We start from the raw sequence: 16,725 nt of genomic DNA, 5'->3' as shown, positions 1-16,725 counted from the left end.
ATCCCCAGTGCTCGAAGCGCCGGGCAAGGCGTCCGCGCCGAAGAACGGCAGGGTCGGCGGCGGCCTGCTCGACCCCAGGCAGATGGTCAGGTCGCTGCCGGACGCGCTGAAGAAGCTGAATCCGGCCACCCTGTGGCGCAACCCGGTCATGTTCATCGTGGAGGTCGGTGCGGTCTTCAGCACCGTCCTCGCGATCCTGCGGCCGTCGTTCTTCGCCTGGGCCATCGTGGTGTGGCTGTGGCTGACCGTGGTCTTCGCCAACCTGGCCGAGGCGGTGGCCGAGGGGCGCGGCAAGGCGCAGGCGGCCACGCTGCGTAAGGCCAAGACCGACACCCAGGCCAGGCGGCTGAAGAACCGGGACAAGCCCGGTGAGTGGGACCTGGTCGGCGCGCCCGAGCTGCGGCAGGGCGACGTCGTCGTCGTCGAGGCCGGGGAGATCATCCCGGGCGACGGTGACGTGGTGGAGGGCATCGCGTCCGTGGACGAGTCGGCCATCACGGGCGAGTCCGCGCCGGTGATCCGCGAGTCCGGCGGCGACCGGTCCGCGGTGACCGGCGGCACCAAGGTGCTGTCGGACCGGATCATCGTCCAGATCACCCAGAAGCCCGGCGAGAGCTTCATCGACCGCATGATCGCCCTCGTCGAAGGTGCCAACCGGCAGAAGACGCCGAACGAGATCGCGCTCAACATCCTGCTCGCCGCGCTGACGATCATCTTCCTGGCCGCCACCGCGACGATGCAGCCGCTGGCGATCTTCTCCAAGTCGATCAACCCGGGCGTGCCCGATTCGATCGCGCTCACCTCCGACGGCGTCACCGGGATCGTGCTGGTCTCGCTGATCGTCTGCCTCATCCCGACCACGATCGGCGCGCTGCTGTCGGCCATCGGCATCGCCGGGATGGACCGGCTCGTCCAGCGCAACGTGCTGGCGATGAGCGGGCGGGCGGTCGAGGCCGCCGGTGACGTGTCCACGCTGCTGCTGGACAAGACCGGCACCATCACGCTGGGCAACCGGCAGGCGTCGGAGTTCGTCCCGGTCGACGGTGTCACCGAGGAGGAGTTGGCCGCGGCGGCGCAGCTGTCCAGCCTCGCCGACGAGACGCCGGAGGGCCGCTCGATCGTGGTCTTCGCCAAGCAGCGCTACGGTCTGCGCGAGCGCCAGCCGGGCGAGCTGGCGCACGCCGAGTGGGTGCCGTTCACCGCGCAGACCCGCATGTCCGGGGTGAACCTGGACAGCCGCGAGGTGCGCAAGGGCGCGGCCACCGCGGTGATGAAGTGGGTGCGCGACAGCGGCGGCCACCCGACCGACGAGGTCGGCCACCTCGTGGACGGCATCTCCGGCTCCGGTGGCACCCCGCTGGTGGTGGCGGAGAAGGGCCGCGTGCTCGGCGTCATCCACCTCAAGGACGTCGTCAAGCAGGGCATGCGCGAGCGCTTCGACGAGATGCGCCGGATGGGCATCCGCACGGTGATGATCACCGGTGACAACCCGCTGACCGCCAAGGCCATCGCGGACGAGGCCGGGGTGGACGACTTCCTGGCCGAGGCCACCCCCGAGGACAAGCTCGCGCTCATCAGGAAGGAGCAGGAAGGCGGCCGCCTGGTCGCGATGACCGGCGACGGCACCAACGACGCCCCCGCGCTCGCGCAGTCCGACGTCGGCGTGGCCATGAACACCGGCACGTCCGCCGCCAAGGAGGCGGGCAACATGGTCGACCTCGACTCCAACCCGACCAAGCTCATCGAGATCGTCGAGATCGGCAAGCAGCTGCTGATCACGCGGGGCGCGCTGACCACGTTCTCGATCGCCAACGACATCGCCAAGTACTTCGCGATCATCCCGGCCATGTTCGCGGCGGTCTACCCCGGCCTGGACGCGCTCAACATCATGCGCCTGAGCAGTCCGCAGTCGGCGGTCCTGTCGGCGGTCGTGTTCAACGCCCTGGTGATCATCGCGTTGATCCCGCTCGCCCTGCGGGGCGTCCGCTACCGGCCGTCCAGCGCGTCCAAGCTGCTCAGCCGCAACCTCTACCTCTACGGCCTGGGCGGGATCGTCGTCCCGTTCATCGGCATCAAGATCATCGACCTCTTCATTCAGTTCCTTCCGGGGATGTCATAAATGGACCGTCTACCTAGCTGGATCCGTCAGCACGTGGCCGCGCTCCGCGCGCTGCTCGTCCTGACCGTGGTGACCGGCGTCATCTACCCGTTGGCGGCCACCGGAGTGGCCCAGGCGGTGTTCAACGGCGAGGCCAACGGCTCGCTGGTCGAGCGTGACGGCAAGACCGTCGGCAGCGCGATCATCGGCCAGAAGTTCACCGACAAGGACGGCGACCCGGTCAAGAAGTACTTCCAGTCCCGCCCGTCTGCCGCCGGCGACGGCTACGACCCGCTGTCCAGCGCCGCCAGCAACCTGGGCCCCGAGGACGTCCTGGACGTCCTGCCGAACCCCCAGGGCGCCGACGCCGCCGCGAAGGAGGGCAAGCAGTCGCTGCTCACGCAGGTCTGCGCCCGCTCCAAGGCGGTCGGCGAGCTGGAAGGCGTCAGCGGCGCCCGTCCGTACTGCACCGCCGACGGCGTGGGCGCGGTGCTGAAGGTCTTCCCCGACCGGGCCGTCAGCGTCAACCAGGCCTGCCCCGCGACCCCGTTCGTCGCCACCTACAAGGGCCTCAAGGTGGAGTGCGGCAAGCCGGGCGAGGACTACGCGGCGGGCAGGACCGTCCCGGTCAGGGGCGGCGCGGGCAAGCCGGCCGTCCCCGCCGACGCGGTGACGGCGAGCGGCTCGGGCCTGGACCCGCACATCTCCGTCGCCTACGCCGACCTCCAGGCTCCCCGCGTGGCCAAGGAGCGCGGGCTCCCCGTCGAGCGGGTGCGGAGCCTGATCGCGGCGAACACCACCGGCAGGGCGCTCGGCTTCATGGGCGACCCGGTGGTGAACGTGCTCGAACTCAACCTGGCCCTCGACCGGCCATGACCAGGGGCCGCCTGCGGGTCTACCTCGGGTCCGCGCCCGGGGTCGGCAAGACGTACGCGATGCTGTGCGAGGGCCGCAGGGGGCTGGAGCGCGGCAGGGACGTGGTCGTGGGCTTCGTCGAGACCCACGGCCGCGCCCGCACCGCGGTCCTGCTCGACGGGGTGGAGGTGATCCCGCGCAAGAGCATGCTCTACCGGGGGAGCACCTTCACCGAGCTGGACGTGGACGCGGTCATCGCCCGCGCGCCCAAGGTGGCGCTGATCGACGAGCTGGCCCACACCAACGTGCCCGGCTCGAAGAACGTCAAGCGCTGGCAGGACATCGACGAGATCCTCGACGCCGGCATCGACGTCATCTCCACGGTCAACATCCAGCACCTGGAGTCGGTCAACGACGTCGTCCAGGAGATCACCGGCGTGCCGCAGCGGGAGACCGTCCCGGACGAGGTGGTCCGGCGGGCCGACCAGGTCGAGCTGGTGGACATGTCGCCGGAGGCGCTGCGCCGCCGTATGGCGCACGGCAACGTGTACGCGCCGGAGAAGGTCGACGCGGCCCTGTCGAACTACTTCCGGGTCGGCAACCTGACCGCGCTGCGCGAGCTCGCCCTGCTGTGGGTCGCGGGCAAGGTCGACGACCAGCTCGACCGCTACCGCGCCGACCACGGCATCGCCGCCACCTGGGAGGCGCGTGAACGGGTCGTGGTCGCCCTGACCGGCGGGCCGGAGGGCGACACGCTGGTGCGGCGCGCCGCGCGCGTCGCCGCCCGCAGCAAGGGCGCCGACCTGCTGGCCGTCCACGTGACCAGCTCCGACGGGCTGGCCGGAGGCGACCCGGCCACCCTGGCCCGGCAGCGGACGCTGGTCGAGGACCTGGGCGGCACCTACCACCAGGTCGTCGGCGACGACATCCCCGGGGCGCTGCTGGAGTTCGCCCGCGGGGTCAACGCCACCCAGCTGGTGCTCGGGGCGTCGAGGCGCGGGCGGTTCGCGCAGATCCTCTCCCGGGGCGTGGGGGTGGAGACGACGGCCCGGTCCGGCTCGATCGACGTCCACATGATCACCCATGCCGAGGCCAAGAAGGGCCGCCGCCGCCCGTCCCGCTCACGCGCCGCGCTCACCCGCAAGCGGCGGCTGACCGGCTGGGCGATGGCGGTGGCGGGGATGCCGCTGCTCACCGCGGTCCTGAGCGTCTTCAGGGACGAGCTCAGCCTGCCGAGCGAGATCCTGTTCTTCCTGGTCATGACGGTCGGCGTGGCACTGGCCGGCGGCATGTGGCCGGCCATCACGGCGGCCGTCGGCGGGTCGCTCCTGCTCAACTGGTACTTCACGCCGCCGATCGGCGAGTTCACCATCTCCGACCCGGAGAACCTCTTCGCGCTCGTCGTCTTCGTCGTGGTCGCGGTCGCGGTCAGCACCATCGTGGACATCGCGGCCCGCCGGACGAGAGAGGCGGCACGAGCCCACGCCGACGCCGAGGTGCTCTCCACGCTGGCCGGGCACGTCCTGCGCGGCGAGGCGGCCGTGCCGTCGCTGCTGTCGCGGCTGCGCGAGACGTTCGGGCTGTCGTCGGTCACGCTGCTCGAACACGTCGGCAAGCCGGGCCCGGAGGACCAGACCCAGCCGGAGTCCTGGCGGATCGTCGCCACGTCCGGGGGAGCGCCGTGCACGAGCCCGTCCAGCGGGGACACGGACGTGACCATCGACGACACCCTGGTCCTGGCCGTGCGGGGCCGGCTGCTCGACGCCTCCGACCGCAGGGTGCTGGAGGCGTTCGCCGCCGAGACGGCCATCGCGCTGCGACAGCAGCGGCTGGAGGAGGAGGCCGAGCTGGCCAAGCCGCTCGCCGAAGCTGACAGGATGCGCACCGCGCTGCTCGCCGCCGTCAGCCACGACCTGCGCACCCCGCTCGCCTCGGCCAAGGCGGCCGTCGAGAGCCTGGCCAACACCGAGGTCGACTGGTCCGACGAGGACCGCGCCGAACTGCTGGAGACCGCCGACGAGTCGCTGGCCAAGCTCGACCGCCTGGTCGCGAACCTGCTCGACATGAGCCGCCTGCAGGCCGGCGTGCTGGGGCTCGCGCTGCAGCCGGTCGCGCTCGAGGACGTCGTGCCCCGGGCGGTCGACGACCTCGGCCCGTTCTGCGACCGCATCGACGGCGACATCCCCGTCGACCTGCCCGAGGTCGTCGCCGACCCGGCCCTGCTGGAACGGGTGCTGGTCAACCTGATGTCCAACGCCGTCCGCTACAGCCCGCCGAACCAGCAGGTCGTGGTCGCCGCCAGCTGGCACGGGGAGAACGTCGAGGTCCGCGTGATCGACCGTGGCCCCGGCATCCCGCCGGAGGCGCACGACCGGGTCTTCATGCCGTTCCAGCGGTTGGGCGACCGCGACAACCACTCGGGTGTCGGGCTCGGCCTCGCGCTGTCCCGCGGGCTGGCCGAGGCCATGGGCGGCACCCTCGTCCCGGACGAGACCCCAGGGGGAGGACTCACCATGACACTCACGCTGCCGCTCGCCACCCCGGCGCGGTCCCGGCCCGTGGAGGAGAGCGCATGACCCGCGTCCTCATCGTCGACGACGAACCGCAGATCCTGCGCGCCCTGCGGATCAACCTGGTCGCCCGCCACTACGAGGTGGCCGTGGCCGCCGACGGCAGCTCCGCGCTCAAGCAGGCCGCCGACTGGTCGCCCGACCTCGTCATCCTGGATCTCGGGCTGCCGGACCTCGACGGCGTGGACGTGATCCACGGCCTGCGCGGCTGGTCCCAGGTTCCGATCATCGTCCTGTCCGGCAGGGTGAGCAACTACGACAAGATCGACGCGCTGGACGCCGGAGCCGACGACTACGTCACCAAGCCGTTCGGGATCGAGGAGCTGCTCGCCCGCGTCCGCGCCGTCTCCCGGCGCGCCGCCGTCCGCGAGGCCGAGCTCGCGCGGGTCCAGGTCGGCGAGCACGTGGTGGACCTGACCAGCAAGACCATCTCGGGAGGCGTCCGGCTGACCCCCACCGAGTGGCACCTCCTGGAGATCCTGCTGCGCAACCCCGGCAAGCTCATCAGCCAGCGCCAGCTGCTCGTCGAGGTGTGGGGCGACAAGCATCTGAAGGAGACGCACTACCTGCGCCAGTACCTGGCGCAACTGCGCAAGAAGCTCGAACGCGACCCAGGCCGCCCCGTCCACCTGATCACCGAGCCCGGCATGGGCTACCGCTTCAACCCCTGAGAGCACATCCATGGCAGCATCCGTGAAAACCGGCGCGAGAGAGCCCCTCGACACCGGCGACAAGCACCGCCTGACGGTCGCCGGCGGTCTGGCCGCCCTCTCCCTCGACGCCATGGCGTCCGTGGCGTACGGTCCCGAGGCGATCGTGCTGGTCCTGGCCCTGGCGGGCGGGGCAGGGCTCGGCTTCACCCTCCCTGTCACGCTGACCATCGCCACGCTGCTGGCGGTGCTGACCCTCTCCTACCGGCAGGTCATCGCCGCCTTCCCGGAGGGCGGCGGCGCCTACGGCGTGGCCAGGACGTACCTCGGCCGGCAGGCGAGCCTGGTCGCCGGGGCCTCGCTGGTCATCGACTACGTCCTCAACGTGGCCGTCTCGGTGGCTGCCGGGGTCGCGGCGCTCACCTCGGCCTTCCCCGAGCTCCTGCCGTACACCGTCTGGCTCTGCCTCGGCGTGCTGGCCCTGGTCACCGCCGTCAACCTCAAGGGCATCGCGCACAGCGCCCGCGCGTTCATCGTCCCCACGATGATCTACGTCGGCGCGATCGTGCTGGTGATCGTGGTGGGGCTGTTCAGGAGTTCGCCCGCCATCGACGTCGCGCACACGGCGCGGAGCCTGCAGACGGTAGGGGTTCTGCTCCTGCTCAAGGCGTTCGCCAACGGCTGCGCCTCGCTGACCGGGGTCGAGGCCATCGCCAACGCCGTCCCGTCGTTCAGGAGGCCACGGGTCAGGCGGGCGCAGAACGCCGAGATGGCCCTGGGCGGCCTGCTGGCCGTCATGCTGATCGGCATCGCCGTGCTGATCGAGAAGTTCGGGATCGCCCCCACCGCGGGCGTGACCGTGCTCGCCCAGGTCACCCAGGCCGCGCTCGGCGACGGGCCGCTGTTCTACCTCGTCCAGTTCTCCACCGTCGTGCTGCTGGCGCTGGCGGCCAACACGTCCTTCGGCGGCCTGCCCGTGCTGGCCCAGCTGCTGGCCAGGGACAACAACCTGCCGCACCTGTTCGCGCTGCGCGCCGACCACCACGTGCACCGCTACGGCATCGCCTTCCTGGCGATCGTCTCGGGCGCGCTGCTCCTGGCCGCGCGCGGGGACATGAACCTGCTGGTGCCGCTGTTCGCGATCGGGGTGTTCGTCGGCTTCACCCTCTCCCAGGCCGGCATGGTCAGGCACTGGACGGCCGACCGCCCGGCCGGCTGGCGGTGGCGGGCGGCGCTCAACGGCTTCGGCGCCCTGCTCACGTTCGTGGCCGCCATCGTGGTGACGATCTCGAAGTTCGCCGAGGGCGGCTGGCTGATCGTGATCGCGCTGCCGCTGATGGTGCTGGCCATGGAGTGGGTGAACCGCTCCTACGCCCGCATCGGCGAGCGGCTCGAACTTGGCAGGACCCCGGCGCCGCCCAGGCCGCGCCGCGCCCTGGTGATCGTCCCGGTGCACGCGGTCAACCGGCTGACCCACGACGCCCTGTCGGCCGCCCTCTCGCTCGGCCACCGGGTGGTGGCCGTCAACATCACCCACCCGGAGGACGAGGAGGACGCGCGCCGCTTCGTCGACGAGTGGGAACGCTGGCACCCAGAGGTCGAACTGGTGCAGCTCTACGACGCCCATCGACGGCTGGACGTGCCGCTGCTCGAGTTCCTCAGGAGGGTGCCAGAGGCGCACGTGTTCGTCCTCATCGCCGAGGTCGAGCCGGAGCACGTCTGGCAGCGCATGCTGCAGAACCAGCGTGGCGCCGTCCTGGCCAGGGCGCTGCGCCGCCGCACCGACGCGGTGGTCTGCCGGATGCGCTTCCGCGTCGGCCAGTTCCCGGCGCCGCGCGATCCCGCGCCGGCGATCCGTGAGGGCACGCCATGAAGGCGTGGCCTCGTGCAGAGATCAGCCCCACCCGCCCCGACCGGGACGTCACGGCGCAAGCCCGGCCCTGCCGCTCACGTGGGAGACCCGCCAGAGGGTGAACCGCTCGACCCGGTCGAGGACGAGACCGGCCCGCTCGATCGCGGCGACCACGTCCCGCGCGGGGTGGCAGCCGCCGCACACCCGCGACCAGAGCGGCGTCACCATCTCCTCGGCCAACGCCACGGCCCGGTTGCCGGACCGCTGGTGCTCGTAGAACCGCAGCTCGCCGCCGGGCCGCAGCACCCGGCGCACCTCGTCCAGCGCCTGGTCGAGCCGGGGCGCGCAGCACAGCACCAGCGAGCAGACCACCGCGTCGCAGGACGCGTCCTCCACGGGGAGGCGCGAGGCGTCCCCGTCGAGGACGCGCACCGTCGCGGCGACGTCGTCCGCCACCCGCCGGGCGGCGGCGCGCAGGAAGGGGTCCGCCTCCGCCAGGACGATCTCGCCGACGGCGGCGGGGTAGCAGGTCAGCTTGACGCCGTCGCCCGCGCCGAGTTCGAGAACCCGCCCTGAAAGGCCCTCCATCAGCTGTTTCCGCTGCGGGGACGCCTCTCGGCGGTTGCGGACGGGACGGGGATGCTGGAACTGCTCCATCCCCCAGCCCACGCCGTCCACGGCGGCTGGGGGGATGCTCGGTTGCGGGATGTGCACGGCCACGGCTCCTCCTGAGAACTGCCTCCAGCCTCAGGCACCCGCCGGTCCGCCTGCGGCGATCCATACGGAACCGCTACGGCTCCGGCCGTAATCGCCACGCTCCCTTGATGCGACCCGGTCAGCCTTCGGAACGGGCCCGGCCGGGACGTAGCCGGCGGCCGAGCGCGGTGAACAGCCGCCGGGGAAGCGCCAGGGCCAGCACGGCGAGCACGACGTGCACCGCGATGAAGGCGTACGCCTCGTTCCGCGTCGCCACGTGCCCCAGCCGGACCGTCATGTGGTGCGCCCAGTCCCAGACCTCGGGGACCCCGTCCAGCCGCCTGTTCATGAGGACCGCCACCAGGTCCTCCAGACCCGACATCTGCAGGATCGTCATGGCCGCGCCGATGCGCAGCACGCCCTCGCGGGAGCCGCCGCCGAGCCGGTAGGACAGGGCGAGCGCGACGATGAGGAACGGCACGAACACGACCACGTGCAGGTAGAGATCCTCGAACGCGGCCGATTTGTCCACCATGTCGAGCGCGGTCATGAACGTCTTGGGGACGAAGTAGAGCAGGAAGGCCAGGAAGATCGCGGGCAGCGCGACCAGGTGCAGCCGCAGCCGCCGCGCCCACGCGACGTCCAGCCAGGCGACGGCGAAGCAGGCGGCGATCTGGGGGGTCAGCTTGGCCAGCAGCATCCAGGCCGAGGTGATCTCCCGCTCGTAGGGGATGACGAAACGGACCATGGCGGCCAGTGCCACCGCCAGGGCTCCCATCAGCAGCGCGACCCGGTTGTCCCGCCAGAACGACGAGGCGGACTGCCGGGTGGACGAAGAGGACAGCATGGAATCCCAGTCAGTGCGTCGAGACTGTCGGTGTGCCGTGCTCTGGGCAGAGGGCCGTCGTCAGCGTCCCGGAACCGTCCGGGACCACGTCGACCAGCACGGGTCTTGCGCGGCGCAGCGCCGTCACGGCCAGCGCCCGCCCGGCCGGGCGGGCGTGGAAGCGCCGCCACAGCAGGTGGGTCCTGCCGCAGGCCGGGACGCGCCCGCCCAGGTAGCCGAGGTGCGGGTCGTAGGCGACGTCTCCGGCCTGCGCGGCGGTCACGCGTTCGACGGCGCTCACCCGGACGCCGTCGAGCTCCGGCAGGATCGCGTCGAGGGCAGGCCGCTCGCCCACCACGATCGCCCGCCCGGCGTCGGTCGCGAGCCCGAGCGCGACGGCGTTCAGCGCCCGGCGACACCGCTCGTCGACGACCTTCGCGTCCGGCGCGAGCAGCACCCCGTACCGGGGGCCGGCCCAGGGCGTCCCGAGAGCGCGCCGGTCGAGCACGGCGCGCCGCACCTCCAGGACGGGGGTCCGGCGTGGCGCGCCCACCAGGGTGAGCGCGTCCAGCAGGTCCCGCCCGTCGCCGATCCACAGCGACGGCTCCTGGGAGGCGTCGAAGGGCCGCGCGAACGGACACAGGCGGTGGAGCTGCCCGGCCAGCGCGGCGGAGGGAGTGGGCTCCGGCTCGTCGAGGGCCCGGCCCGCCGCCACCCACTGGTCGCGGTAGAACGGCACCCGCAGGAAGGCCGTCGCGACGACCCGGCGGTAGGCCCGCTCCCAGCGCTTCGGCGAGAACTCAGCCGGCATCGACGTCGACCCGGACCAGATCCTCGACGGCCGCCAGAACCTGCGCGACCTCGTCGGCCGAGGTCCCGGAGGCCAGCACGTAGCCGAGCTTCGCCCGGCACTCGGTGTAGGGGACGACGTGCGCGCCGGGCGAGGCGGTGACCACCACGTCGGCCACTCCGGGCAGCGCCAGCGCGTCGGCCAGGCCGTCGAGCGCCACGAGCGTGCCCGCGGAGTCGGAGCGCAGCATGCGTACGGAGGCGTGCCTGGCCCACCGGGGTGACAGGTCGGGGCGTTCGCCGATGGCGAGTTGGACGGCGGTGGCCACGGTGTCGACCCCGTACATGAGGCCGAGCGCCTCGCCCATGCCGTTGCCGCCGATCCTCGCGCCCATCTCGATCAGCACGACAGTGTCGCCAGTGTCGCCGGTGTCGCCGGTGACGAACAGGTCGAGGTTGAGCGGGCCGTCGGTGTAGCCGACCTCGGCGCAGACCAGTTCGAGCTGCCGGACGACCTCCTTGGTCAGCCGGTCGTCGCGCGGGGCCATGTCGTGCCCGATCGCGACGACCTGGGGAGCCGCCACCACCCGGTCGCTCAGCCCGAGCAGCGCCACCCGGCCGTCCTGGAGGAACGCCTCCCCGCACAGGTCCCGGCCGGTCACCAGCTCCTCGACGATCACGGTCGCCGAGGGGGAGGCGGCGGCCGCGGCCTCGACGGCGGTGTCCAGCTCCGGCGGGGCGGCGCAGATCGTGATGCCCCGGGAGCTGCCCGAGTCGACGGGTTTGACGATGACGGGGAAGCCCAGCCGTCCGGCGTCGCGCAGGACCTCGCCGGCGGCGCCGCTGACGTAGGCGGGCCCGCCCAGCCCCAGCCGGTCGCAGACCTCGCGGAAGTACGCCTTGTCCACCGACACCCGCAGGGCGCGATCCGACAGCCCGCAGGGCAGCCCGAGCCGCCTCGTCACCTCGACGAGGGATGGGAGGTTGATGTCGGTTCCGGGGGCGAGCAGCCCCACCACGTCGTCCCGGTCGCGCAGCGCCGCCGTCACGGCGTCCACGTCACGGGTGCTGAGGTGCAGGAACTCGTCCGCCTCCAGCACGCCGGGAGCGTCGGCGCGCATGTCGACGCAGATCGTGCCCAGCCCGAGCCGCCGGGCGGCCCGGAACGAGCTGATCGTGCCGTCCGAGCCACCCAGGACCACCAGGTGCTTCACGCGCCGGCCGCCGCGTCCGGCAGGTTCCAGTGGACGCCGCGGTTCTCGATGAACCAGTCCACGGTCCTGGCCATACCCTCTTCGAGCGACACCAGCGAACTGGGCTGGATGCCCACCGAGAGCAGGGTCTTGGTCTGCGCCGTGACCGCGGTGTCGGGCGTCTCGCCCGGCCGCATCGGCAGGTCCGCGATGGGCACCCGCTCGTAGCCGCGGGCCACGCAGAGGTCGATGACGAGCTCGGCGACCTCGCGGATGGTGGACGAGGTGGTCGGCCCGACCTCGACGACGTGGTCGAGGACCTCTCCCGCGGCGGCCGTCTCCAGGGACGCCACGAGCGCGCGCGCCACGTCCCCGACCCAGACCATGTCGGAGACCTGGGTGCCTCCGCCGTACAGCTCGACCGGCATCCCGGCGAGCGCGCGGCAGATGACCGCAGGGGTGATCTTCCGCACCTTGCCGGGTGCGAAGGGCGGCGCGGCCTGCTGGCGGGGGCCGTAGGCGTTGACGACCCGGACGTTGTTCACCGTGGTCCCGCGGTGGGCGTTGAACATCCGGACGAAGCGCTCCACGGCCGTTTTGGAGATGGAGTAGCTGTTGTCCATCCAGTGATTGCCCACGCAAATGTAGACACCCGGCAGGTCGTATTGGGCGACGGCCTCCAAGAAGTTGAGACCGCCCATGAGATTGGTCTCAGCCGCGGGGCGCGGATTGGTGATGGTTTCCTGAGTGCCGAGAACTGCCGCCAAATGGATGATTGCGTCACAATGCGCAGCGAGTTCTGTCATTACGGTAGCGTCCCGAATGTCGCCTCGCATGACCTCCCAGGGGAGGTCGCTTTCTGCGCGCCCTCTGTGATCGAACACGAGCGGAACGTGGCCACGGGATGCGAGTTCCTCGCAAACGTAGCGGCCGATGAATCCGTTTCCGCCGGTTACTCCAACCTTCATGCCACCTCTTGAGTGTGAGCCGCACGATGAATGGTCGCGCGTCGTGGGTGCAGAACACGCACGGGGTGATCACAGCAGACATATTCTGCGACAATCTTCACGAATCAGCAGTTGTAGCCATGTTGTGATCATTTCGCCATCGAGGGCAATCGAGTGCACCTGGAAGTACTAGATCCCTGCCGTGATCCGGAGCCGCCAGACTGGGAGGACTTCCGGCAGGGCGAGGGCTTGACCGCCATCTGGGCCTACGACGTCATCGCCGCGTCGTCCGAAGGATCGTGGGCCCGTCCGCTGCTGGCGGTGTTCCGCGACGGCGACCGCATCATCGGGGCGGTCGGCGCTGTCTACGTCGGCCTACGATGGCCGGGTTCCGACCGAGCCCCACGCCCCCGACGGGAGCCGATCATCCTCGACGTCCGCCTGCCCGGCCACTCCAACGGGCCGACCTGGCACTTCAGCGCCGATGTGCCGCCCGAGGCCCGCCGGAGCCTGCTCCTGCGGTTCGAGCGTGCCGCGGCCCGCCTGCTCGGCTGGGGGCTCGTCGGCACTGTCTACCGCATGGTCGCCGAACCCCACCTGCCCCTGGTGGCCCGCCGCGGCGCGATCGTCCGCGACTCCCCGGGCAGCACGCTGCTGCCGCTGAGCTGGCCCTCGGTCGAGGGCTGGATCGGCTCGCTCAGCAGGGACCGCAGGAAGTCGCTGCGCCGCCAGACCAGGAGGGTCGACGAGGCCGCGGACCTGACCGTGCGGGAGGGAGAGGGAAGGGTCCGGCTCGACCTCGACCCGGCGGAACTGGCCGAGCTGAACCGCAGGCACACCGACCGGCTGGCGAGCCGCTTCGACCCCCGCGCGCCGCTGCCCGCCGCCTACTTCCGCGACCTGCTCCGACGCGACGACGTGCGGGTGATCTCCTATCACGAGGCTGACCGGCTGCTGGCCTTCTCCATCGTGTACGAGCATCCGACCTCGCCGGTGAGCGGCCCGTGGGCGGCACTGCGGCCGGAGGAGGGCGGACGCAAGGACCTCTACTTCGACAGCTACGTGCGCATCATCCGGCGGGCGATCGAGGTGGGCGTCAAGCAGGTGCTCTTCGGCAGAGGCAGGGTGGACATCAAGCTGTCACTGGGTTTCGAGTACGTCCCGATGAAGTTCGTCGTCGTCCCCCGGTGGGCGATGGGATGAGTCTCACCCTCCAGATACTGGACCCCCTCCACGACCCGGAGCCCTCCGACTGGGAGCGGCTGCGCACCGCCGCGGGCCAGTGCGTGACCTGGCGCTACGACCTGCTGCGCGCCTACGCCTGGGCCGCCCAGGCGCCTGTCCTGCTCGCCGTGCTCAGGGAGGAAGGCGTCGCGGTCGGCGCGGTGTCGGCGTCCTTACGCGGCGTACGACCGCACCGGGGCGTCTACGCCTCCGGCCGCGACCCCGCGGGCCTCGTGGACGTCCACGCGCCGGGAAACCGCTCCCAGAAGGGATGGTGGTTCACCGGCGACCCCGAGCCGCAGCGGCAGCGGGACCTGCTGCGCGGCTACGTGCGCGGCATCCGCCGGGAGCTGGGCGCCGGCTGGCGCGGCGTCGTGTGGCGGGAGGTGTCGCCCGGAGAACCCGCGCTGCTGCCCGGCACGGTCAAGGTCCGCCTCCCCACGGCGCCGCTGGCCAAGCTGGCCACCCCCTGGACCGGCGTCGAGGACTGGTACGCCCTCCTCGACCGCGCCCGCAGAGACTCGCTCAGGCGGCGGGCCAGGAGCTTCACCGCCGATCCCAGCCTGTCGGTCGAGGTCGGACCGGCACGCGAGCTCGTGACGGCGGCCGAGGCGGCCGCGCTGCGCGCCGAGAACGACCTCAAGCACCGCAGCAGGCTCTTCCCGCTCGCCCCGCTCCCGCTGCCCTACCTCGAAGCCCTGGTCGGCGGCGACGAGGTCATGGCGATCGCCTACCGCGACAGACCGGGGCGGCGGCTGCTCGGGCTCTCCCTGATCCTGGACCACCCCACGTGGCCCGTCTGCCTGAGCTGGGGCGCCCTGCTGCCCGAGGACGGCGGGCGCAAGCACCTGTACTTCGACGGCTACGTCCGCATGGTGGAGTGGTCCATCAGTTCGGGCAAAGCCGGACTGGTCCTCGGCAAGGGGCAGGCGGAGGCCAAACGCGACCTCGGCGCGGACCTGGTCCCCTCCTCCGCTCTCGCCGTACCCCTCTGACCTGTGGACAGGCCCATGACCTGCGTGCAATGCGGGCACCCGCACCCCGCGCTGATCAGAAGACGGCTGCGCCCGGCGCGCTACTCCTGCCGGTCCTGCGGCGCGCTCTTCAGACCCGGCCCGCCTCCTGACCCCGACCAGGAGCGGCCCGCGCCGGCGGCCGGCGACCCGCTGTCGGCGTTCATGCCCGACCGCATGGTCCGCTGGGTGCGCGAGGAGGCCGGACAGGCCGCCATCGCCGACGAGCCCGACCGGGCGACCCTCGCGCGCTGGTACAAGGAGTTCGACGCACTCGTCGCCGACGCCAGGACCTCGCCCGACGCGCGTGCGGTGGTCGAACGGGTCAGCGAGCTCCCCCTGGACCAGCTGCCCGGCAAACCTCCCGCGTTCAACAAGGTGTGCGCCGCGCTGCACGCCACCTGCTACGACGCCGGGCTCGCCGCGTCCAGGCTGGGCGGGCAGGACTCCGCCTTCGTGGCCGAACGGGTCAGCCGGTTACGGCACTGGCTCGCCACCGCGGGCCGGTCCACCACCTGGCTGGAGGCCCCACCGGCCCCGGCGCCCGCCGCCGCGGCGGTCGAGGAGTTGCTGACACTGCCGGACTCGTTCACCGCCGACCAGGTGAGAACCCTGTTCACCGCGCTGTTCGGCGTCGACAAGGGGCCGTCCGTCCCAGGGGTGCGCGACCGGTTCGGCGACGAGCGCATCCGCCAGGCCCTGCTCGCCTACCTGGAGACCGGCGCCCGCCCGCTGCGCGAGGCCGTGTCCAAGGAACTGTCGGACGACCTGTCGGACGAGCTGTCGGGCGAGCTGGACGCGCCATGACGGCCGCCGCCACGTCGCACCGCATCGGCCCGCGCCGCCTGCTGACGCTGCTGGGCGGGCGCGCCACCTTCCGCCTCCTGTTGTACGGCTCCGCGGCCGTCCTGGTCGCCGCGTGGAGCCGCGAGGACTTCAACAGGTACGCGGCCGCGGTCGGCGCGGCGGCCTGGCTGTGCATGGCGGTCCAGTCCGGGCCGGAGAAGGCGGCGCTCACGCTCATCCCGCGTGCCCGCCGCACCCGGGACGAGATCGCCGGCATGCTGCGCGCGGTCGTCGCGCACGTGCCGCTGCCCTTCACCGTGGCCGCCGTGGCCGGTCTCGTCCTCGCGCCCGGCTCGGCCGTCACCATCTACCTGCTGGCCATCGCCTACTACATCTCCCTCGGCTGCGGCATGCTCGGCGTGGCACTCCACCGGGCCCTCGGCCGCTACAGCCGCGACACCGTGCACTTCTCGCTGCTCGGCCTGGGGATGCTCGGCATGGCAGGGCTGGCGTTCACCGTCCACATCCGGCCCGCCGGCTACCTGGCCGGGCTGCTCGCGCTGGTCACCGCGCTGAACCTGGCGCTGTTGCGGGGGCTGCCGCGCGGTGTCTGGCCGCCGCGCCGGGCGCTGCGCGGCATCCTGGCCCGCACGGTGGCGCTGATGGGCGCGGCCGACGTGCTGGCCAACGCGATGGTCGGCACGCTCTTCGTGGAACTGTCGCTCACCTCCCACGCAGGCCAGAGCGGCGACCTGTACGTGATGACCCTCGGATGGGGGTTCGCCGCCTCCGTCATCTACACGTTGCAGCGGATCTACCAGCCCCGGCTGGCGCTGCGGATGGTGTCGGAGGGCGCCGCGCAGGTCCGCGCGCTGGCCCGGCGGGTGGTGCGGCTGTCGGTCTGGGTGAGCGCCCTCTGGCTGGCCGTCGCGGGAGCCGCGCTGGTCGGCGGACTGGCCGGGACCCGCTCCCTGGTCGTGCTCGGTGGCCTGCTGGTGTCGCTGCTCCCCGCCACCGCGCTGGCGAGCTTCGGGATGTTCGTGCTGGAGAACACCGGCGAGAGCGGGCTGCGCGGCAGCGCGAAGGCGGTCGTCCTCTCCTGGGCCGTGGTGAGCGCGCTGGGCGCGTTGGTGATCCCGTCCGCGGGGGCCGCCGGGGCGGTGTACGCGCTGGGCGCGCAGGGGTTCGTGCTGGGACTCGTACTGAGGAGGCGGATTTGACATCCT

General features: G+C 72.0%; 14 protein-coding genes. 9 read left to right on the top strand and 5 right to left on the bottom strand.

The features are described 5' to 3' along the window. Window positions 1–82 precede the first annotated feature (82 nt). From kdpB to ABZ297_RS22060, 5 genes are read left to right on the top strand one after another with little or no spacing between them, the layout of a single operon-like run. A complete protein-coding gene (gene kdpB, locus ABZ297_RS22080; RefSeq protein ID WP_355349097.1) occupies window positions 83–2,119 on the top strand; it encodes a potassium-transporting ATPase subunit KdpB in 2,037 nt (678 codons plus the stop codon). Next, window positions 2,120–2,974 (top strand): potassium-transporting ATPase subunit C, encoded by an 855-nt coding sequence (locus ABZ297_RS22075; RefSeq protein ID WP_355349070.1) that lies wholly within the window; start codon window positions 2,120–2,122, stop codon window positions 2,972–2,974. Beyond that, on the top strand, window positions 2,971–5,529 hold the full coding sequence (locus ABZ297_RS22070; protein ID WP_355349067.1) for a sensor histidine kinase KdpD: 2,559 nt from the start codon (window positions 2,971–2,973) through the stop codon (window positions 5,527–5,529). The genes ABZ297_RS22075 and ABZ297_RS22070 overlap by 4 nt, the downstream gene beginning before the upstream one ends. After that, window positions 5,526–6,194 carry a response regulator gene (locus ABZ297_RS22065; RefSeq protein WP_355349064.1) on the top strand — a complete coding sequence of 223 codons (669 nt, stop codon included), beginning with the start codon at window positions 5,526–5,528 and terminating at the stop codon, window positions 6,192–6,194. The genes ABZ297_RS22070 and ABZ297_RS22065 overlap by 4 nt, the downstream gene beginning before the upstream one ends. Window positions 6,195–6,204: 10 nt before the next feature. Then, entirely contained in the window at window positions 6,205–8,046 is a 1,842-nt protein-coding gene (locus ABZ297_RS22060; protein ID WP_355349061.1) for an APC family permease, read from the top strand. Window positions 8,047–8,094: 48 nt separating this feature from the next. Here the strand turns inward: ABZ297_RS22060 and ABZ297_RS22055 are convergent, their stop codons facing one another. From ABZ297_RS22055 to ABZ297_RS22035, 5 genes are all read right to left on the bottom strand, one after another. After that, window positions 8,095–8,745, bottom strand: a complete 651-nt coding sequence (locus ABZ297_RS22055; protein WP_355349058.1) for a class I SAM-dependent methyltransferase — start codon at window positions 8,743–8,745, stop codon at window positions 8,095–8,097. Window positions 8,746–8,860: 115 nt separating this feature from the next. Further along, window positions 8,861–9,568 (bottom strand): hypothetical protein, encoded by a 708-nt coding sequence (locus ABZ297_RS22050; protein WP_355349055.1) that lies wholly within the window; start codon window positions 9,566–9,568, stop codon window positions 8,861–8,863. Window positions 9,569–9,578: 10 nt separating this feature from the next. Then, window positions 9,579–10,358: a hypothetical protein gene (locus tag ABZ297_RS22045; protein WP_355349052.1), complete on the bottom strand. Its 780-nt coding sequence runs from the start codon at window positions 10,356–10,358 to the stop codon at window positions 9,579–9,581. Continuing rightward, complete coding sequence (locus ABZ297_RS22040) at window positions 10,348–11,550, bottom strand: ATP-grasp domain-containing protein (protein ID WP_355349049.1); 1,203 nt, start codon at window positions 11,548–11,550, stop codon at window positions 10,348–10,350. The genes ABZ297_RS22045 and ABZ297_RS22040 overlap by 11 nt, the downstream gene beginning before the upstream one ends. Further along, window positions 11,547–12,497, bottom strand: a complete 951-nt coding sequence (locus ABZ297_RS22035) for an NAD-dependent epimerase/dehydratase family protein (protein ID WP_355349046.1) — start codon at window positions 12,495–12,497, stop codon at window positions 11,547–11,549. The genes ABZ297_RS22040 and ABZ297_RS22035 overlap by 4 nt, the downstream gene beginning before the upstream one ends. Before the next feature lie 228 nt (window positions 12,498–12,725). On the opposite strand from ABZ297_RS22035, the gene ABZ297_RS22030 reads away from it, so the two are divergent. The 4 genes from ABZ297_RS22030 to ABZ297_RS22015 are packed head-to-tail and all read left to right on the top strand — an operon-like array spanning window position 12,726 to window position 16,719. After that, the gene (locus ABZ297_RS22030) at window positions 12,726–13,679 is read left to right on the top strand and encodes a GNAT family N-acetyltransferase (RefSeq protein ID WP_355349043.1); all 954 of its coding nucleotides are present in this window, start codon (window positions 12,726–12,728) and stop codon (window positions 13,677–13,679) included. Continuing rightward, the gene (locus ABZ297_RS22025; protein ID WP_355349040.1) at window positions 13,676–14,695 is read left to right on the top strand and encodes a hypothetical protein; all 1,020 of its coding nucleotides are present in this window, start codon (window positions 13,676–13,678) and stop codon (window positions 14,693–14,695) included. The genes ABZ297_RS22030 and ABZ297_RS22025 overlap by 4 nt, the downstream gene beginning before the upstream one ends. A 15-nt stretch (window positions 14,696–14,710) precedes the next feature. Then, window positions 14,711–15,520 carry a hypothetical protein gene (locus tag ABZ297_RS22020; RefSeq protein WP_355349037.1) on the top strand — a complete coding sequence of 270 codons (810 nt, stop codon included), beginning with the start codon at window positions 14,711–14,713 and terminating at the stop codon, window positions 15,518–15,520. Continuing rightward, the gene (locus ABZ297_RS22015; RefSeq protein ID WP_355349034.1) at window positions 15,517–16,719 is read left to right on the top strand and encodes a hypothetical protein; all 1,203 of its coding nucleotides are present in this window, start codon (window positions 15,517–15,519) and stop codon (window positions 16,717–16,719) included. Before ABZ297_RS22020 ends, ABZ297_RS22015 begins: the two co-directional genes overlap by 4 nt. The last annotated feature ends 6 nt before the right edge of the window (window positions 16,720–16,725 follow it).

The organism is Nonomuraea sp. NPDC005983 (genome assembly GCF_040614375.1).
GTDB lineage: Bacteria > Actinomycetota > Actinomycetes > Streptosporangiales > Streptosporangiaceae > Nonomuraea.
This window is presented reverse-complemented; position numbering and strand designations above follow the sequence as displayed.